This window comes from Pseudomonas sp. JAI120 (assembly GCF_014207255.1).
GTDB lineage: Bacteria > Pseudomonadota > Gammaproteobacteria > Pseudomonadales > Pseudomonadaceae > Aquipseudomonas.
The window spans coordinates 1897968-1917485 of record NZ_JACHCZ010000001.1 but is presented as its reverse complement, the minus strand read 5'-3'; the positions used below and the strand labels follow the sequence as shown (position 1 = coordinate 1917485).

Sequence of the window (19518 nt, the reverse complement as noted above, 5' to 3'; positions counted from 1 at the left end):
GTTACTAAACCTCCGTATACCCGTTTGGATCGCCGTTGCAGAGGGATTGTGTTCTATTGGCACGTATTCTGCTGACTATCTCGTATACAAACCAGGCCGCCTCCCGTATGCACCCCGTGACGGAAGCGCAGGCCGGTATTACGAGGAGCCCAGCGATGATCGAACAATTGCCCGAAGGCTATAGCCCACGCCTTTACAACCAGGACCTTGGCCCACTGCCGCAAAAGTGGACCTGGTACAACATCTTTGCCTTCTGGATGAGTGACGTGCACAGCGTGGGTGGCTATGTGTTCGCCGCCAGTCTGTTCGCCCTGGGGCTGGCCAGTTGGCAGGTGTTGATTGCCTTGCTGGCAGGCATTTGCATCGTGCAATTGATTGCCAACCTGGTGGCCAAGCCCAGCCAGCAGGCCGCCGTGCCCTATCCAGTGATCTGCCGGTTGGCGTTTGGTGTGTTCGGCGCGAATATTCCCGCGGTGATTCGCGGCCTGATTGCGGTGGCTTGGTACGGAATTCAGACCTACCTGGCGTCGAGTGCCTTGATCATTGTGGTACTGCGCTTTTTCCCACAGATGGCGGTGTATGCAGAGCCGCATTTTGCTGGCCTGTCTTACCTGGGTTGGTTTGGTTTCCTCAGTTTATGGGTGTTGCAGGCGGCCGTGTTCTGGGCCGGCATGGAGTCCATTCGCCGCTTTATCGATTGGGCGGGGCCGGTGGTCTACGCGGTGATGTTTGCCCTGGCCGGCTGGATCGTGTGGAAGGCAGGGTGGGCGAATATCAGTTTTACCCTGTCGGAAAAATCCCTGTCGGGTTGGCAGGCGGTCGGTCAGGTGATCGTGGCGACGGCGCTGGTGGTGTCGTACTTTTCCGGGCCGACCCTGAATTTCGGTGATTTCAGCCGTTACTGCCGCAGTATGCAGGATGTGCGGCGCGGCAACTTCTGGGGCCTGCCGGTGAACTTCCTGGCGTTTTCCCTGGTGACCGTGGTCATCGTCTCGGGCACCTTGCCGGTGTTTGGTGAAATGCTCCATGACCCGATCGCGACCGTCTCGCGTATTGATAACAGCATGGCGGTGCTGCTCGGCGCTTTTGCCTTTGTCACGGCCACCATTGGCATCAACATTGTCGCCAACTTCGTTTCCCCGGCGTTCGACTTCGCCAACGTCGCACCGAGCAAAATCAGCTGGCGCGCCGGCGGCATGATCGCCGCCGTGGCTTCGATCTTCATCACCCCGTGGAACCTGTTCAATAACCCGCTGATGATCCACTACACCCTGGATATTCTCGCGGCCTTTATCGGCCCGTTGTTCGGGATTTTGCTGGTGGACTTCTACCTGATCAAAAAGCAGAAGATCGACGTGGACGCGCTGTTCGATGACAGCCCGAGCGGGCGCTACTACTTCGATGGCGGTGTGAACTGGACGGCGGTCAAGGCGTTGGTGCCTGCGACACTGGTGGGTGTCGCGATCACCTTCACGCCGGCGTTGCAGGGCATGGCTAACTTTGCCTGGTTTACCGGTTGCTTCCTGGGTGGGCTGTTTTTCCTGGTGTTGGCGCGGCGAGAGCAGGTTCGCGCGCCGGCACCGTTGGTCGCGGGCTGACCAACACCCCTCCTGCCGCTAACAGGCCTGCACCGGCGATCACCAGCGCGGGTTGCAGGCCACCGCTCAGGTGGCTGCTCACCGACGCCAGCAACGGTCCACTCAATTGGCCGATGGCAAAGCTGGCGGTCAACAGCCCGGTGTTGCGCTGATAGCCGTGGGGCGCAATCTCCCGCAGGCGCGCCATCACCAACTGCATGCAGGCCAGGAATGGCGCGCCGCACAGCAACACCCCCAGCGCCAGCCCCCAACCGTTACCCAACAGGCAGGCGAATACGCCGGCCGCTTGCAGCCACAACGTAGTCATCAGCCAGCGACGGGTGGTGTCCGGGTCCTTGGGACGCAGGCTTGCGACCACCACGCCAATCGCCGCCGCCAAACCAAAGCAGGGCCAGAACAGATCGGCCTGCCAGGCGCCCTTGAATTGCGCGCTGGCCATTTGTGACAGGAACGTCGCGGGAATGATGTAGCCCAGGCCGAACAACACATAGATCCAGCACAGGTGGGTAGTGCTGCCGTTGCTGGCCGTGTCGGCGTGGCTTGCAACAGGCGCAGTAACGGCGGACGGCTGGGGCAGGAAGGGCAAGATTGCCAGTAGCATCACCAGCGCCACCCCACCATAGATCAGCCACAACGTTGCAGAGCTCTGGTCCAACAGGTTGGAGCCCAGCGCGAGTAACCCGGTCAGCACAATCCCCAGCCCCGGCCCGGCAAACACCAGGGCACCCAGGCGTGCACGCCCGGCGGCAATCGCCAGCGGCTGGCTCAGGCTGGTGATCATCACCAGTGCCCAGGCACTCGCAACGCCGGTTCCGAAACGCAGCAGCAAGTGCGGCCAGAACCCATGGGCCCAGTACGACGCCAGGGTCAGCAACACGCACAACCATAGCCCGCCATACAGGCGACCCCGCACATGGTGATGGCTGCGCGCAAAAATCGAATCCACCGCGCCCACGAAGTAGCCCAGGTAATTGGCCGCCGCGATCAGTCCGGCGCCGGTCAGGTCGATCTGTCCTTCACTGAGCAAGTGGGGCATTTGCGGGGTGAGGGCGAAGCGGCCGATGCCCATGGCCATCATCAGGGCGATAAAGCTGGCGAGTAACCGGATGGGGGGTGACATGGTCAGGTGTCCTGCTGGTAAGCGAATACCGTCAGGCTAAAGCGGATTGACTTTCTGTAAAAATGAATAATAGTGAGCAACTTGTTCAGTTTTGGAGAAAGGTGTGGAATTCAGTCAATTGCGGATTTTCCAGGCCGTCGCGGAAGAGGGCTCCATCACCCGCGCTGCCGAGCGCCTGCATCGAGTACCGTCGAACTTGTCGACCCGGCTCAAGCAGATGGAAGAACAGCTGGGCGTGGAGTTGTTTGTGCGCGAACGCCAGCGCTTGCAGCTTTCTCCGGCAGGCAAGGTATTGCTGGACTACAGCACCCGTCTGCTGGCGCTTCACGATGAAGCCCATGGCGCCGTGCAAGGCGGGCAACCGGCCGGCGATTTTGTACTGGGCAGCATGTACAGCACGGCTGCGGTGCATTTGCCGAAGTTGTTGGCGCGTTATCACAAGGCGTACCCGATGGTTAACTTGCAGGTGCAATCGGCGCCCAGCGGTGAATTGCTCGAAGGGTTGATTACCGGGCGCCTGGATGCTGCTTTTGTGGACGGGCCCATCACTATCGCCTCGTTGGACGGTGTAGCCCTGTGCGAAGAACGCCTGGTGCTCATATGCGAAGCCGACCATCCGCCGGTGCGCGGGCCACAAGACGTTGCGGGCCGTTCGGTGTTCACTTTCCGCCGCAGCTGTGCCTATCGCACGCGCCTGGAAACCTGGTTTTCCCACGAGCACGTCGCCATGGGGCGAGCGATTGAGATCGAGTCTTATCAAGGCATGCTTGCCTGTGTCATCGCCGGTTCTGGTGTGGCGCTGATGGCCGAATCCATGCTCGACAGCTTGCCGGGCAAGGACAGCGTGTCCGTTCATCCGCTGACAGGGCATTTTGCCACTGCGACCACCTGGCTGATGTGGCGAAAGGGTATGCTCGGCGCTAACCTCAATGCATGGATCGACCTGCAGCAAGAAGGCAGGGCCGAGGTCCTGCAAGACGCACGTGCGATTGCTTGAACGATCCGTCAGGATTTGGACCAATTCAGTAATAGTTCGTTGTGGTTTCGTTCAAGCAATACGTAGGACTTAGGGCTACTATCAGTGTAGGAAAAGGCGACAGAACTTGCGCCTACCAGCATTACCCTCAAAGGGGGCAAACCATGAAAGAGAAAATTCAAAACTGGCTCCACGACCTCGGCGTTGCGCTGGGCCTGATCGAGCCACCGCTGCAACCGGTGCCCATTCGTACCGATGACGAGCAGCGTCGTCCTCGCCGCAGATAATCTCCGGTCGAAGCAGGATTAAAGGTGGGAGCGGGCTTGCTCGCGAATGCGGTGTGTCAGTTAACGGAATGATTGACTGATCCAGCGCTTTCGCGGGCGAGCCCGCTCTCACAGTTTGTTTTGCACCAGTCCTATCTCCCGCCGCCCGAGTCACCCCTCGCGATAACCCCCTCACTCCACAACACTCACTCGCCCCAGGTGATCTGAACAATCGTTCCGATGGAAGCGTCTGCTTCCAGGAGATGTCTGTTGTTCCTCTGTGACACGGGGAGTAGTCCGAATCTATGCAGGTCAGTCAGGCTTTTGACTTTCAAGTGTCGGAATCAGGCTACTTGTTCATCAGAAACGGCTGGCTTATTCAATTCAAACGATGAGCGTAGGTTGAGTTCCTCAAGGGCATTTTAATAACGCCCCACCCTTCATTGAATGGCTCTCTGCGAGGCATTAGTCAGTCAGAATTGCTGGAGACACAGCTATGAGGCTCTCTTCCATTCCGCCAGTCGCCGCGTCCCTTATCGCCATAACCGGAAATATCCTGCATCTCGCACCGGTGTCGAGAGCCTGGAAGGCTCACGCACCCAGCAATGTAGTGTTCTTTCCCCCGACATTGACCAAACACGATCTGCTCATACAGATCGGGATCCTGAGGTTCGGATCAAGGTATTGGATCGACAGGGTCCGAGGCCGGACACTCTCGGCAAAGCCTGTTCCGACAGTCGAGTGTACTTTGGTCTGGACTGGCACGAGGTGCTGGAGGGGGCTCGTGCTGTCGCTATCTGTTTATCCCTGAATGATGAGTCCACCCATCGCATTGATCAGGCCCTCATTCAGTGCCTGCACACGCAAGCTCGCCTGGTCTGCGTCGCCAAGCCGGATGTCTTCAGCGACGACGCGTTGCGGGCCCTGGCAACGGCTGAAGGTATCCAGCTTGTATTGGACTACGGGCCTGGGACACTCGATGCATTTCGGGGGCGCGCGCAGGCACTCGGCTGCAGTGTCTCCAAGTGGCGTAAACCGGCGACCCTTACAACCCAGGCGGCAATGACTGAAGCCTGCCATGGCGACCTTGACTATGCCGTCTCAATTCAACTGAGCCTGACCGCCTTGCGCTGCCTGGTCAGGCGCAAACTTGCCCACTCATTGACGATCCCCGCGCAACAGGCAGATGCCGGCGCGCCGCGCGTATCGATCCTCGGTCGAGGTATCAACGGCCTGCTCCAAGCCGTGATGTTGCGCCTGGCCAACTATCAGGTCTCGGTCTACGGAGGACATCAGCAGAGCGATGGAGCCGGTCTGTCAGCCGCCGAGACGACTGCAAAGCCGCTGAGTAACGATTATCTAACGCCTGGAAATCAGTACTTGGCCGTAGAGTGCAATCGCGCAGGCATTGAGCTGTTTGAAAAGTTTCTGGCTGACAATCCATCGATTGACGCATCGGGCGACGACCTGGGGTTTGCGCACTTGATGGATGAGATAGTCACGCTTTTGCAGCGTTCTGGGGTTCAGTTCATGCCCCAGTATCTGAGCCCAACCCAAATTGCTGATATGAGCAGAGAGCACTTCGTCGTCACGCCCATGGGAGCAGAGGAAACGGATGGACTGTCGATAGTCTATTGCTCCGCCTACAACCGCATTGCCGCTGGCGGCACGTATGCCGGGGGGACGACGCAGGGATTGGTGTGGGCTTCATTGGTCCAGGAGATCATCCAGGCAAAGGCGTCTGCAGGTTCGGCACGGTATTAATGAAAAAACGGGTGCGACATCCGACGTCGCACCCGCTGAAGAAACCGCTCTAACCCCGTTATTTCTTACACCGTCCGAGCCACCTGCGCCTGTGGCCGGCGCGACAACACACTCACCAGCACAAAACTCACCAGCGCCACCGCCAGGCTGTAGTAGATCGGCGTGTTCGCATCCAACCCATCCTTGAACATGAACACCAGCGCCGTCACGAAGCCCAGGGTCATGGACGTGATTGCCCCCGACGTGGTCGCCCGCTTCCAGAAGATCGCGCCGATCAGCGGGATCAGCATGCCACCCACCAGCAGGTTGTAGGCCAGGGTCAGGGCGCTGATCACGTCATTGACCACCAATGCGATGCCCAGCACGACGATACCGGTCAGCATGGTGAACAGGCGGTTGATTGCCAGGCTCGATTGTTTACCGCCGCGCAAACGTGGCAGCAGGTCTTCGGTCAATACGGTGGAGGCGGCGAGCAAGCCGGCGCTGGCGGTGGACATCATCGCCGCCAGTGCCGCAGCGATCACCAGGCCACGAATCCCGTCTGGCAGCGAGGCTTTGACGATGGCCGCAAACGCGTTGTTGACGTTATCCAGGTCCGGAATCAGTACATGGGCCGCCATGCCGATCAGTGCACAGGCCAGGCCGTAGAGGATGCAGTAGAAACCGGCGAAAGTGCCTGCGTACTTGGCAACCTTTTCGTCACGGGCGGTGAACACTCGCTGCCAGATGTCCTGGCCGATCAGGATGCCGAAGAAGTAGATCATGAAGTAGGTAATGATCGTGTCCCAGCCGATCGCGGTGAAGCTGAAGCTCGATGCCGGCAGCTTGGCCACCAGCTCATCCCAGCCGCCGACGCGGTACAGGCAGATGGGCAGCAGGATAAACATCAGGCCGACGGTCTTGATCACGAACTGCACGATGTCAGTGAGGGTCAACGACCACATGCCGCCGATGGTCGAGTAGACCACCACCACACCACCGCCCAGCAACACCGAAATCCAGAACGGCAGGCCGAACAACACTTGCAGCACCGTGCCGATGGCCAGGATCGAGGTCACGCCGATCATCAGCGCGTAGGCCAGCATGATCACCGCACTCGCTTGGCGGGCCATGGGGTTGTAGCGCTTTTCCAGCACCTGGGTGACGGTGAAGATTTTCAGCTTCAACAGCGGCTTGGCCAGGAACAGGTTCAGCGCGATGATCCCCATGCCCAGCGCGGCACACAGCCAGAAGCCGGAGATGCCATGCACGTAACCCAGGCGCACAGTACCGACGGTGGATGCCCCCCCCAGTACCGTGGCGGCCATAGTGCCCATGTACAGCGACGGGCCCAGGTTCCGACCGGCCACCAGGTAGTCTTCGTGGGTCTTGGCGCGGCGCATGCCGTAATAGCCGAGCACGAGCATGCCGGCGGCGTAGATGAGTACGACGAATAAATCCAAAGCCATGACGGCGGGTCTCCGATTATTGTTTTAGGTAACAGGCGAACTTGTTGTGGGAGCGGAGCTTGCTCCCGCAGGGCTGCGAAGCGGACTATTGGGGCCATACACCGAAGCCGGCTCCGGAAACACACGCAGCAACGTCAGGTACACCACCGACGCCAACCCCAGCGTCACCGGCAGGCTGATATCGATGCCGTTCGCCAGGTTGCCCAGCGGCCCGACAAACTGACCCGGCAAGTTGACAAAGCACAGGCCCACCAGCGCGCTCGGGATCCAGGCCCCCAGCCCGCGCCAGTTCCAGCCGTGGCTGAACCAGTAGCGGCCGCCGGTTTCACCACGGGTGAAGACCTGCAGGTCATCCGGGCAGTAGAAGCCGCGACGTACGATCAGGCCGATGATCATCATCACCATCCACGGCGTGGTGCAGGTGATGATCAGCACGGCGAAGGTCGATACGCTCTGCACCAGGTTGGCGGCGAAACGTCCGATAAAGATGAAGGCAATCGACATCACCCCGATCAGCAGCGTGGCCTTGACCCGCGACAGCACGCGCGGGAACACGCTGGACATGTCCAAGCCGGTGCCATACAGCGAGGTGGTGCCGGTGGACATGCCGCCAATCACTGCGATCAGGCACACCGGCAGGAAGAACCAGGTGGGTGCCACCGCCAGCAAGCCGCCGACGTAGTTGTTGGTCGCGATGTAGTCCGGCGCCTTGATCGCCACGATGGTCGCGGTGGCCAGGCCGAACAGGAACGGGATCAAGGTGGCGATTTGTGCCAGGACCACCGCCAGCATGATGCGCATTTTCGGCGTCTCACGCGGGATATAACGTGACCAGTCACCCAGGAACGCCCCGAAGGAAATCGGGTTGCTCATGGCCACCAGCGCCGCGCCGATAAACGCCGCCCAGAAGCCGGTCTGGCCCAGGGCTACGGTGCCGGCGAAGTGGCTGTCGAAGGTCGGCGCGAACGCGAAGATGCCCAACAGAAACAGCAGGCTTGCCGCCCAGACCGCAATGCGGTTGACCCACAGCATGAAGCGAAAGCCGTAGATGCACACCGTCAGGACAAGCATGGCGAATACGCCGTAGGCCAGGCCCAGGGTCAGGTCGGTTTCCGGCAGGCCGATCAGCCGTTTCGCACCGCCGACCAGCGCATCGCCTGAACTCCACACCGACAGTGAGAAGAAGGCAATCGCCGTCAGCAGTGACAGAAACGAACCGACAATCCGCCCGTGCACGCCGAAGTGCGCACCGGAAGACACCGCGTTGTTGGTGCCATTGATTGGCCCGAACAGGCCCATGGGGGCGAGGATCAACGCACCCACCAGCACACCCAGCACAATCGCCCAGACGCCAGCCTGGAACGACAGGCCGAACAACACCGGAAAGGAACCGAGCACAGCGGTGGCAAAGGTATTGGCGCCGCCGAAGATCAGGCGGAACAGATCCTTGGGGGTGGCCGTACGCTCGTTGTCCGGGATCTGTTCAACCCCGTTGGTTTCTATTTTGCGAATACTTTTATCGTTGTTTTTATTATTCATGATCAGCTCCGATCACAGTGGCTAAGGGGGCGGCAGCCCTTCCGGCATAGCGGACAAATGTTCGTGACAGGCCAGCCACAGGCCTTCTTGTTGTTCTGTGCGAGATCCTTGGCGTTTGAAGACAATGGTCTCGCGTTCCTGGCTAAAGAATTGCTCCCCGTTCATGCGCAGCTCGGTGGCCACGTCATGAATAAATATCGCCACGTCCCCCTGCAGGCTGACCACGGCGTTGCTCGAGGTGCAGGACAGCACCTCGAACCCTTCATCCCGACGCCAGCTGTCCCACAACGCCTGGTAGGCATCGCGACTGAGCAGCGGCTGGGGGAGGGTGTAAAACACAAAGCTGGCATCGGCCGTGAACGCGCCGAAGTAGGCGGCGCGGTCGTTGCGCGCAAACGCCGACACCAGGTCGGCGGCGGCTTTCAATACCTGCGGCACGCTCATCAACGGTGCGCCACGCCAGGCAGTACGCAGAGCATCTCGTACAGCAGGTTGGCGCCCAGCAGCGAGGTGTTGCCGGTGGTGTCGTAGGGCGGCGAAACTTCTACCAGATCGCAACCAACCAGGTCGAGGCCCTGGCAGCCACGGATGATTTCGATCGCCTGGATGGTGGTCAGCCCGCCGATTTCCGGGGTGCCGGTGCCGGGCGCCCAGGCCGGGTCGATGCCGTCGATATCGAAGCTCAGGTACACCGGGCCGCCGCCGACTTTTTCCCGCACCTCGGCCATCAGTGGCGCGAGGGAGTGGTGCCAGCATTCTTCGGCCTGCACCACACGGAAGCCCTGTTTGCGGCTCCAGTTAAAGTCCTCGGCGGTGTAGCCCTGGGCGCGCAGGCCGATCTGCACCACGCGGTCGCAATCAAGCAGGCCTTCTTCCACGGCGCGGCGGAAGGTGGTGCCGTGGGCGATTTTCTCGCCGAACATATGGTCGTTGACGTCGGCGTGGGCATCGATGTGCACCAGCCCGACCTTGCCGTGTTTTTTGTGGATCGCCCGCAGGATCGGCAAGGTAATCGTGTGGTCGCCGCCCAAAGTCATCGGGATCACGTTGTGCTCGAGAATCTCATCGTAGGCCTCTTCGATGATGCGCACGGCGTCCAGCAGGTTGAAGGTGTTGATCGCAACGTCGCCAATATCCGCTACTGACAGCGAGTCGAATGGCGCGGCGCCGGTGGCCATGTTGTAGGGGCGGATCATCACTGACTCGGCGCGGATTTCACGCGGCCCGAAGCGGGTGCCGGCACGCAGCGAGGTGCCGATGTCCAGGGGCACGCCGATAAAGGCCGCATCCAGGCCCTTGGCCGATTGCAAGTGGGGAAGACGCATCATGGTGGCGATGCCGGCGAAGCGCGGCATTTCGTTGCCGCCCAGTGGTTGGTGGAAAATCTTGTCCACGGGATTGCCTCATCGTTGTTGTGTTTATCAGGGGCCGATTCTGCGAAATGCGCAGGAAGGGAAGAATCGGCAGGGGCAAATACTTAGTTCAGATTTTTCTAAACTAAAGCGCGCAGGTAGACTGCTGAGATCTATACCCGGAGCCAACCATGGCCAACGCCTTGCCCGACCTGAAACTCCTGCGCATCTTCGTCAGCGTCGTGCGCCACCAGGGCTTTGCCAACGCCCAGCACGAACTCAACCTGTCCACGTCGGCCATCAGCACCTATATGAGCCAGTTGGAAAGCGCGTTGGGCCTGGTGCTGTGCCATCGCGGGCGGGGTGGGTTCAGCCTGACCAGCAAGGGCGAGCTGTTTCACCAGGAAACCTTGCGCCTGCTGGGTGAGCTGGAAGGCTTCGAGCAATACGCCGCCGCGCTCAAGGGCGAGCTACGCGGCACGCTCAAGCTCGGCGTGCTCGACTCCACCGTAAGCGACAACGCCTTGCCGTTCGCCGAGGTTATCGGCGCCTATAGCCTGGAGCACCCGGCGGTGCACCTGAATTTATCGGTGATGAGCCCTTACGAACTGCAACTCGGTGTGCAGGACAACCGCCTGGACCTGGCCATCGGCGCCTTTTCCAATCGCATGAGTGGGCTGATGTACATGCCGCTGTACCGCGAGCAACACTGGTTGTATTGCAGCACCCGCCATCCGTTGTTCAACGAGCGTCGCATCCCTGAACAAGTGATCACCCAGCAACGCATGGTCGGCCGCGGTTACTGGAGCCAGGCCGAACTGGCGCGCCACGGCTTCAAGCACAGCGCCGCTACCGTGGAAAGTATGGAGGCGCAACTGATCCTGGTGCTCTCCGGTGCCTACATCGGCTACCTGCCCGAACACTACGCCCAGGCCTGGGCCGACAAGGGCGACCTGCGCGTATTGCTGCCCGCCACCTTCGGCTACCAGGCGCCGTTCTCGATGATCATGCGCCGGGGCCGCAGTCGCGAGCCGTTGATCCAGACCTTCCGCGATTTACTCAAAGCCCAGCTCAATCAGGCCTGAACAACCATGTCCCGACCCCAATGCTCCCGCTGCCTCAGGCCTGTTGCCCATTGCCTGTGCGCGCTGATCCCCAATCTCGACAGCCGTACCCGCGTGTTGCTGTTGCAGCACCCGAGCGAGGTCAACCATGCGCTCAACACCGCGCGGTTGGCGGCGCTGGGGTTGAACAATGCGCAGTTGGTAGTGGGCGAGGTCTTTGATGACCTGCCAACCTTGTTGAGCCCGCCCGGCTATCAGGCGCGGCTGTTGTTTCCGGCTGACGATGCACAGCCGTTGCAAGCCTATGCCCCCGGCGATCAGCCGCTGTTGCTGGTGGTGCCCGACGGCACCTGGCGCAAGGCGCGCAAACTGCTGCACCTCAATCCGTTGTTGGCGGCGCTGCCTCGAGTGACGCTGGTCGAGGGCGCCGTGTCTCGCTACCGATTACGCAAGGCGCCCGGGCCAGGGGCGTTGTCGACGGTGGAGGCGATTGTGCAGGCGTTGCAGGTGCTGGAGGCGCCGGTGTCGTTTGAACCGTTGCTCAAGCCGTTTGACGCCTTGATCGAAGGGCAGATTGCGGTGATGGGGGAGGAGGTCTTTCAGAAAAATCATGGCGATGGGCATTTGGGCTAGGCGGGGTATCGACGCGCGGCCATCGGGAGTAAGCCCCCTCCCACATTCGACCGAGTTCCAGCATGAGAATGCGGTCCAGTGTGGGAGGGGGCTCGCTCCCGGTGGGGCCCTCAAGCTCACCCTCTTTTCCGCTTATTCCTTTAAACCATAAGCACCGCACTTTGCGTGATATGGCCCGCCGACCTTTCCCGGTATGATGTTCGCCCCCGCAGTCTGGATTGCGAATACGCCATGACCTTGCAGTACCCTACAATCGCCGATTGCGTCGGCAACACGCCCCTGGTCCGCTTGCAACGCATGGCGGGTGAAACCAGCAATACCCTGTTGCTCAAGCTCGAAGGGAACAACCCGGCCGGCTCGGTAAAAGACCGCCCGGCGCTGTCGATGATCACCCGCGCCGAGCTGCGTGGGCAGATCAAGCCCGGTGACACCCTGATCGAAGCCACCTCCGGTAACACCGGGATCGCCCTGGCCATGGCCGCCGCGATCAAGGGTTACAAGATGGTGCTGATCATGCCCGACAACGGCAGCGCCGAGCGCAAGGCGGCGATGACCGCTTATGGCGCCGAGTTGGTGCTGGTCACCCAGGAAGAAGGCATGGAAGGCGCCCGCGACCTCGCTGAGCGCATGGCCGCCGAAGGCCGTGGCCAGGTGCTGGACCAGTTCGCCAATGGGGACAACCCCGAAGCGCACTACACCACCACCGGTCCGGAAATCTGGCGCCAGACCCAGGGCACCATCACCCATTTCGTCAGCTCCATGGGCACCACCGGCACGATCATGGGCAACTCGCGCTACCTCAAGGAGCAGAACCCGGCGATCCAGATCGTCGGCCTGCAACCGATGGAAGGTGCGGCCATCCCAGGCATTCGTCGCTGGCCCGAAGAGTATTTGCCGAAGATCTACAACGCGACGCGCGTGGACCGCATCATCGACATGGCCCAGCGTGAAGCCGAAGACACCACTCGCCGCCTGGCGCGTGAAGAAGGCATCTTCTGCGGCGTGTCGTCCGGCGGTGCCGTGGCGGGTATGTTGCGCTTGTCCAAGGAAGTGGAAAACGCGGTGATCGTCGCGATCATCTGTGACCGAGGCGACCGTTACTTGTCGACCGGCATTTTCGACGAACCCAACTGATGGCCAAGCACGAGAGAGGCCTGCGCTTCCAACCGACGGGCGGCAGCCGGGCCCCACAGATTCCCGTGGGCAAGAAGCAACGCCTGACCATCGAGCGCCTGGCCAACGACGGCCGCGGCATCGTGTTCTTTGAAGGCCGCACCTGGTTTGTGAACGGTGCGCTGGCCGGCGAAGAGGTTGAAGCGCGAGTGTTGGGCACCCACGGCAAAGTGGTCGAGGCCCGCACCGAACGCGTGTTCAAGGCCAGCGAGCTGCGTCGTCCGGCACCGTGCGCGCACTTCGGCCGCTGTGGTGGTTGCAGCGTGCAGCACTTGCCCCATGACGAACAACTTGCCCTGAAACAGCGCATGCTCGCCGAGCAACTGTCCCGCGTGGCCGGTGTCGAACCGCAGGAGTGGGCTGCACCGCTGAGCGGGCCGGAATTCGCTTACCGACGCCGCGCCCGCGTGGCCGTGCGCTGGGATGCCAAGGCGAAAAAACTCGAGGTGGGTTTCCGCGCCGTGGCCAGCCAGGACATCGTCGCCATCGATGATTGCCCGGTGCTGGTACAGGCCTTGCAACCGATCATGCAGCGCCTGCCGAACATGCTGCGTCGCTTGAGCAAACCTCAGGCCTTGGGGCATGTGGAGTTGTTCAGTGGCTCGTCCGTCGCCGTGCTGCTGCGGCATATGGCGCCGTTGTCGGACGCGGATCTGCTGATCCTGAAAGAATTTTGCAGCTTCCATGAAGCCCAGCTGTGGCTACATGGGGAAGGTCAGCCGGAACCGATTGAGCCCGATCAATCACTAGGTTTCCGATTGGACGCGTGGAATTTGGAGTTGGCGTACCGACCAGGGGATTTTGTCCAGGTCAACGCCGGAGTCAACGAGGCGATGGTTGCCCAGGCCCTGGACTGGCTGGCGCCGCAGCCTGATGAGCGGGTGCTGGACCTGTTCTGCGGCCTGGGCAACTTTGCCCTGCCACTGGCGAAACAGGTGCGCGAAGTGGTGGCGGTGGAAGGTGTGCAGACCATGGTGGGCCGGGCTGCGCAGAACGCCATCAACAATAATTTGCATAATGCGCAGTTTTTTCAGGCCGATTTGTCCCAGCCTTTGACTGACGCGGAATGGGCCAAACAGGGCTTTTCTGCGGTACTCTTGGACCCACCCCGCGATGGTGCCCAAGAGGTTGTGCGCAAGCTCGCCACCCTGGGGGCCAAGCGCCTGGTGTATGTGTCCTGCAACCCGGCGACGCTGGCGCGGGACACGGTTGAGCTGGTCAAGCAAGGCTACCGGCTAAAACGTGCCGGGATCCTCGACATGTTTCCGCAGACAGCGCATGTCGAGGCCATGGCGTTATTTGAAGCGGGCTAGGATGCCCGTTTAATCCGACTGGCCTGCGTTCTCCAAGGCCTATGATCTGCCACGGAGTTCGCAGTAAAAAGGTCGGCGATGATTTTGGCGCATCCAAGGTGCGTCGTAGGGAAGGTAAGCAAGATGGTACAGGTGAGAGCACACCAGCCGATCAACACCGACGGCAGTATCAATCTCGAGGCATGGCTGGATCATGCCATCAGTGTCGACCCGGCACTGGACCGTGAAGCCTTGAAAGCAGCCTGCGAGTTCGCTCGCGAGTCTGAGCAACAAGACAATGCAGCCAAGAACCTTTGGGCCGAAGGCACTTCCAGCTTTCGAACCGGGTTGGAAATCGCCGAGATCCTCGCCGATCTCAAGCTGGACCAGGATTCACTGATCGCCGCCGTGCTCTATCGCGGCGTGCGTGAAGGGCACATTCAGTTGCCGACCGTCAGCCAGCGTTTTGGCGCGGTTGTGGCCAAGCTGATCGACGGCGTGCTGCGCATGGCCGCCATCAGCGCCAGCCTCAGCCCGCGCCAGTCCATGGTGCTGGGCACCCAGGGCCAGGTGGAAAACCTGCGCAAGATGCTGGTGGCGATGGTCGACGATGTGCGTGTCGCCCTGATCAAGCTGGCCGAGCGCACCTGCGCGATCCGTGCGGTGAAGACCGCCGACGACGAAAAGCGCAACCGCGTTGCCCGCGAAGTCTTCGACATCTACGCGCCGCTGGCCCACCGCCTGGGTATCGGCCATATCAAGTGGGAGCTGGAGGACTTGTCCTTCCGCTACCTCGAACCGGATCAATACAAACAGATCGCCACGTTGCTGCATGAGCGGCGGCTCGACCGCGAGCGCTTTATCAGCGACGTGATGGGCCAGTTGCGCGCCGAGTTGCAGGCCACCGGGGTCGATGCCGACATCAGCGGTCGTGCCAAACACATTTATTCGATCTGGCGCAAAATGCAGCGCAAGGGCCTGGCCTTCAGCCAGATCTACGATGTGCGCGCCGTGCGCGTTCTGGTACCGGAAATGCGCGACTGCTACACCGCGCTGGGTATCGTCCATACACTGTGGCGGCACATTCCCAAGGAGTTCGACGACTACATCGCCAACCCCAAGGAAAACGGCTACCGCTCGCTGCACACCGCCGTGATCGGCCCCGAGGGCAAGGTGCTGGAAGTGCAGATCCGCACCCACGCCATGCACGAAGAGGCAGAGCTGGGCGTGTGCGCGCACTGGCGCTACAAGGGCACCGACGTCAAGGCCGGGTCCAACCAGTACGAAGAGAAAATCTCCTGGCTGCGCCAAGTGCTGGAATGGCACGAAGAACTCGGCGACATCGGCGGCCTGGCCGAACAGCTGCGGGTGGATATCGAGCCGGACCGGGTCTACATTTTCACCCCCGACGGCCATGCCATCGACCTGCCCAAGGGCGCCACGCCGCTGGACTTCGCCTACCGTGTGCACACCGAAATCGGCCATAACTGCCGGGGCGCCAAGATCAACGGGCGCATCGTACCGCTCAACTACAGCCTGCAAACCGGCGAGCAGGTCGAGATCATCACCAGCAAGCACGGCACGCCGAGCCGCGACTGGCTGAACCCGAACCTGGGCTACATCACCACATCGCGGGCGCGGGCGAAGATCGTGCATTGGTTCAAGTTGCAGGCACGCGACCAGAACGTCGCCGCCGGCAAGACCCTGCTCGAACGCGAGCTGGGCCGCTTGGGCCTGCCACAGGTGGACTTCGACAAGCTGGCCGAAAAAGCCAACATGAAGATTGCCGAAGACATGTTCGCCGCCCTCGGTGCCGGCGACCTGCGCCTGGCGCAACTGGTTAACCTGGCCCAGCAACTGGTCGAGCCGGAGCGCGGCAACGAACAACTGGAGCTGATCCCACGCAAAGCCACCGGCTACAAGCCCGGCAAGCGCGGCGATATCCAGATCCAGGGCGTCGGTAACCTGTTGACGCAAATCGCCGGCTGCTGCCAGCCGTTGCCGGGGGATGCCATCGTCGGCTACATCACCCAGGGCCGTGGCGTGAGCATTCACCGCCAGGACTGCGCCTCGGTGCTGCAACTGGGCGGGCGCGAGCCGGAGCGGATTATCCAGGTCAGCTGGGGCCCGGTGCCGGTGCTCACCTACCCGGTGGACATCATCATCCGTGCCTACGACCGTTCCGGCCTGCTGCGTGACGTCTCGCAAGTGCTGCTCAATGAGCGCATCAACGTGCTGGCGGTCAACACCCGCTCGAACAAAGAGGACAACACTGCGCTGATGTCCCTGACCATCGAGATTCCGGGGCTGGACGCACTGGGGCGGTTGCTGGGACGGATTTCCCAGTTGCCGAACATCATTGAGACGCGGCGCAACCGTACCCCATGATTCGCGGAATGAATGCAGGCTAAAGGTGGGAGGGGGCTTGCTCCCGATAGCAGGCTGTCAGTTGATACATCTGGTGGCTGACGCACCGCTATCGGGAGCAAGCCCCCTCCCACACTGATCGGACACAGAAAGATGTATTCACTTGAAGACCTGCTGCACCTGATGAGCCGCCTGCGAGACCCGAAATACGGGTGCCCGTGGGACATCAAGCAAACCTACGCCACCATTGTCCCGCACACCCTGGAAGAGGCCTACGAAGTGGCCGACGCCATCGAGCGCGGCGACTTCGATCATCTGCAGGGTGAGTTGGGCGACCTGTTGTTCCAAGTGGTGTATTACAGCCAGCTGGCGCGGGAAGAAGGGCGTTTCGAATTTGCCGGGGTGATCGACAGCATCACCCGCAAGCTGATTCGCCGTCATCCCCATGTGTTCCCGACCGGCGATCTGTATGCGCCGCTGGATATACCTCAGCTCAGCGAAGAACAGGTCAAGGAGCGCTGGGAGCAGATCAAGGCCGAGGAGCGTGCGGAAAAATCCGACGCGCCGGAGCAACTGTCCCTGCTGGACGATGTGCCGACTGCGTTGCCGTCCTTGTCCCGGGCCGCCAAGTTGCAGAAGCGCGCCAGCCAGGTCGGCTTCGACTGGCCATCGGCGTTGCCGGTGGTGGATAACGTGCGCGAAGAGCTGGATGAAGTGCTCGAAGCCATGGCTGACAACGACCCGGAGGCCATCGCCGATGAAGTCGGTGACCTGCTGTTCGCGGCGGTCAACTTGGCCCGTCACCTCAAGGTCGATCCGGAAACAGCACTGCGTGGCGCCAATGCAAAGTTCGAACGACGTTTCCGATTTATCGAACAGGCATTGCGCGACACCCACCAACCCATAGAAGATTGCACCCTCGAAGAGTTGGACGCCCTGTGGGGCGAAGCCAAACGTCAGGAAAAGAACGTGTCCAGCTGCGGTTGAGCAGTTGCCTAAGTGAGTAAGCACCATGAGCCTTTCCCTTCGCGACCAGTTGCTCAAAGCAGGTCTGGTCAACCAAAAGCAGGCCAAGCAGGTCGGCAAAGAAAAACAGAAGCAGCAGCGGCTGGTCCACAAGGGCCAGATCGAGGCCGATGACACCCAGGCTCGCCTGGCCGCCGAGGCGCACGCCGAGAAGGTCAAGCGTGACCAGGAACTCAACCGCCAGCAGCAGGAAAAAGCCGAGGCCAAGGCCCGTACGGCCCAGGTCAAGCAACTGATCGAGACCTCGCGCCTGCCTAAGCTGACCACCGAGGACTACTACAACTTCGTGGATGACAAGAAGGTCAAGCGCCTATCGGTCAACACGTTGATGCGCAACAAGCTGAGCAACGGCTCCCTGGCCATCGTGCATCACGGCGGTGGCTACGAGGTGATCCCGCGTGAAGCGGCGCTGAAGATCCAGGAGCGTGCACCGGAGCGTATCGTGCAGCTCAACATCCTCACCGAAAGCCAGGTGCCGGATGAGGACGATCCGTACGCCGCTTACCAGATCCCGGATGATCTGATGTGGTAAGGCTGTAGCAACGAATGGTGGCGAGCATGCTTGCCCTGCGTTGGGCTGCGGAGCAGCCCCAGAACACACAAACCCCGCTCAAAAGGCGGGGTTTGTGTTTGATAGGCACCCCAGCTGCGTGGGGCTGGGGGGCCTACAGGATTTCGAAGTTTCAGGAGCTTTGTGCCTGGCGCTTCAACTCAAGCGATTCAAGCTCGTTTTTATAATTATGAGCATCGCTCTCGTTGTGAAACATGCCGACCAGCAGGTCTTGTTGGTGGACATCCCAGATATGAATCCCATGGCCCAGCGCTTCGTGGGACATATGTTCGTCGTCGCGTTCAGTTACTTTTACAGTCATCTGCTTGCTCCAATTTCTGGTGGGTATGCGGCAAGTCGTCGCAGGTCTTTTTATACGGTTTGTTAGCTTGCTAAGTAAACCGCTTTAGAGGTTTATGACAGAAGTTTCATGTTGGGCGGCAGCTTGATACCGGCTGTGTTGGTCATGCCGGCGCCATCGGGAGCAAGCCCCCTCCCACAGGGGAAAGTGTTCGCAGTTCAAATGTGGGAGGGGGCTTGCTCCCGATGACGGCAGACACTTGAACCCAAAACCCCCAGACGAAAAAAAGCCCCGCATTCAGCGAGGCTCTTTTCAGCTCATCAAGCCAATCAGCTGCCCTTGATGGCCTTGCCGTCAACGGTGCCGTCCTGCAGCATGATGTTGTATTCCTTGCCGTCGGTTTCCACCTGGCGCAGGGCTACCAAAATGCCGCCCAGGTCCTTGGCAAACCACATCTGGGTGATGCGCTTGCTTTGAGTCGGGTCGCGTACGCGCTCAACCTTGATCGCGTCAATGCTGCCGACCTTGGTCTGGACTTTTTCCGGGCCGATCACGCGGAAGTCGTAGGTGTCGACGTCAGTGCCTTCAACCACGTTGTAGCTCATGCTTTTCTTGCCCGCTGCGACGTCGCGTTGCAGGGCCAGCTGGTACGTCGATTTGTCGAGCATGCCGCTCTGCAGAGGGACGTTGACCGGGTCTTTGTTTTCAAAACCCGTTACTTTTTTGGTCGACGGATCGAAGTCCAGATTGATCTTTTTGGCCTTGCCCAAACCGCCGCGTTCGAAGGTGTAGCTCTTGGGTTGCAGAGTGTCCTTATCAAATAGGATCACGCTGGTTTCGGTCAGGCTGGCGATCATCATGGAAGCCTTGAAGTTCAAGGTCCAGGTGCCGTCACCGTTCTTGGTCAGGCTGCGTTCTGCCGAACCACTCATGGGCAACTGTTTCCAGTCGGCGGTGTAGCTGGCGGAGAACGGGTGTAGATCTGCCGCTTGCACGGCAGGCAAGGCGAACAGCGCAAAAGCGAAGAGCAAGGCGCGACGCATAAAATC

General features: G+C 60.7%; 18 protein-coding genes. 11 read left to right on the top strand and 7 right to left on the bottom strand.

Translation table 11 applies throughout. The features are described from left to right. Positions 1-155: 155 nt before the first annotated feature. Entirely contained in the window at positions 156-1598 is a 1443-nt protein-coding gene (locus HDC32_RS09035) for an NCS1 family nucleobase:cation symporter-1 (protein WP_184743613.1), read from the top strand. On the opposite strand, the gene HDC32_RS09030 is transcribed toward HDC32_RS09035, so the two are convergent. Next, complete coding sequence (locus HDC32_RS09030) at positions 1510-2718, bottom strand: MFS transporter (protein WP_184743610.1); 1209 nt, start codon at positions 2716-2718, stop codon at positions 1510-1512. The genes HDC32_RS09035 and HDC32_RS09030 overlap by 89 nt on opposite strands. Before the next feature lie 103 nt (positions 2719-2821). Here HDC32_RS09030 and ptrR point away from each other — a divergent pair, with 103 nt between their 5' ends. The 3 genes from ptrR to HDC32_RS09020 all read left to right on the top strand — a co-directional run bounded on the left by ptrR (position 2822) and on the right by HDC32_RS09020 (position 5724). Further along, positions 2822-3715 (top strand): putrescine utilization regulator PtrR, encoded by an 894-nt coding sequence (ptrR, locus tag HDC32_RS09025; RefSeq protein WP_131698628.1) that lies wholly within the window; start codon positions 2822-2824, stop codon positions 3713-3715. A gap of 143 nt (positions 3716-3858) precedes the next feature. Further along, positions 3859-3981, top strand: a complete 123-nt coding sequence (locus tag HDC32_RS32055) for a PA1414 family protein (protein ID WP_003193089.1) — start codon at positions 3859-3861, stop codon at positions 3979-3981. Positions 3982-4701: 720 nt separating this feature from the next. Beyond that, positions 4702-5724, top strand: a complete 1023-nt coding sequence (locus HDC32_RS09020) for a hypothetical protein (RefSeq protein WP_260403586.1) — start codon at positions 4702-4704, stop codon at positions 5722-5724. Between the two features lie 65 nt (positions 5725-5789). On the opposite strand, the gene HDC32_RS09015 is transcribed toward HDC32_RS09020, so the two are convergent. Genes HDC32_RS09015 through speB form a run of 4 tightly spaced genes read right to left on the bottom strand, consistent with a single transcriptional unit; the run spans position 5790 to position 10105 of the window. Beyond that, a complete protein-coding gene (locus tag HDC32_RS09015) occupies positions 5790-7172 on the bottom strand; it encodes a sodium:solute symporter (protein WP_184743608.1) in 1383 nt (460 codons plus the stop codon). Between the two features lie 24 nt (positions 7173-7196). After that, complete coding sequence (locus HDC32_RS09010) at positions 7197-8711, bottom strand: cytosine permease (RefSeq protein ID WP_184743605.1); 1515 nt, start codon at positions 8709-8711, stop codon at positions 7197-7199. 21 nt (positions 8712-8732) lie between these two features. Then, positions 8733-9155 (bottom strand): nuclear transport factor 2 family protein, encoded by a 423-nt coding sequence (locus tag HDC32_RS09005; protein WP_145336990.1) that lies wholly within the window; start codon positions 9153-9155, stop codon positions 8733-8735. After that, entirely contained in the window at positions 9155-10105 is a 951-nt protein-coding gene (speB, locus tag HDC32_RS09000; protein ID WP_027603787.1) for an agmatinase, read from the bottom strand. The genes HDC32_RS09005 and speB overlap by 1 nt, the downstream gene beginning before the upstream one ends. Positions 10106-10254: 149 nt before the next feature. Between speB and HDC32_RS08995 the strand changes: the two genes are divergently transcribed. The 7 genes from HDC32_RS08995 (at position 10255) to HDC32_RS08965 (ending at position 18150) form a co-directional block, all read left to right on the top strand. Then, a complete protein-coding gene (locus HDC32_RS08995; RefSeq protein WP_184743602.1) occupies positions 10255-11148 on the top strand; it encodes a LysR family transcriptional regulator in 894 nt (297 codons plus the stop codon). A 6-nt stretch (positions 11149-11154) separates the two neighbouring features. After that, complete coding sequence (locus tag HDC32_RS08990; protein ID WP_184743599.1) at positions 11155-11760, top strand: tRNA-uridine aminocarboxypropyltransferase; 606 nt, start codon at positions 11155-11157, stop codon at positions 11758-11760. A 231-nt stretch (positions 11761-11991) separates the two neighbouring features. Then, positions 11992-12894 (top strand): cysteine synthase CysM, encoded by a 903-nt coding sequence (cysM, locus tag HDC32_RS08985; RefSeq protein WP_015885254.1) that lies wholly within the window; start codon positions 11992-11994, stop codon positions 12892-12894. Beyond that, entirely contained in the window at positions 12894-14246 is a 1353-nt protein-coding gene (gene rlmD / locus HDC32_RS08980) for a 23S rRNA (uracil(1939)-C(5))-methyltransferase RlmD (RefSeq protein ID WP_131698621.1), read from the top strand. The genes cysM and rlmD overlap by 1 nt, the downstream gene beginning before the upstream one ends. Before the next feature lie 123 nt (positions 14247-14369). Further along, positions 14370-16613, top strand: a complete 2244-nt coding sequence (gene relA, locus HDC32_RS08975) for a GTP diphosphokinase (protein WP_027603791.1) — start codon at positions 14370-14372, stop codon at positions 16611-16613. Between the two features lie 132 nt (positions 16614-16745). Then, positions 16746-17579: a nucleoside triphosphate pyrophosphohydrolase gene (mazG, locus tag HDC32_RS08970; RefSeq protein ID WP_131698620.1), complete on the top strand. Its 834-nt coding sequence runs from the start codon at positions 16746-16748 to the stop codon at positions 17577-17579. A gap of 25 nt (positions 17580-17604) precedes the next feature. Next, positions 17605-18150, top strand: coding sequence for a DUF2058 domain-containing protein (locus HDC32_RS08965; RefSeq protein ID WP_028617375.1), 546 nt, complete (start codon positions 17605-17607; stop codon positions 18148-18150). A gap of 151 nt (positions 18151-18301) precedes the next feature. On the opposite strand, the gene HDC32_RS08960 is transcribed toward HDC32_RS08965, so the two are convergent. Beyond that, complete coding sequence (locus HDC32_RS08960; RefSeq protein WP_131698619.1) at positions 18302-18490, bottom strand: hypothetical protein; 189 nt, start codon at positions 18488-18490, stop codon at positions 18302-18304. 308 nt (positions 18491-18798) lie between these two features. After that, on the bottom strand, positions 18799-19512 hold the full coding sequence (locus tag HDC32_RS08955) for a DUF3108 domain-containing protein (protein ID WP_131698618.1): 714 nt from the start codon (positions 19510-19512) through the stop codon (positions 18799-18801). Between the last annotated feature and the right edge of the window lie 6 nt (positions 19513-19518).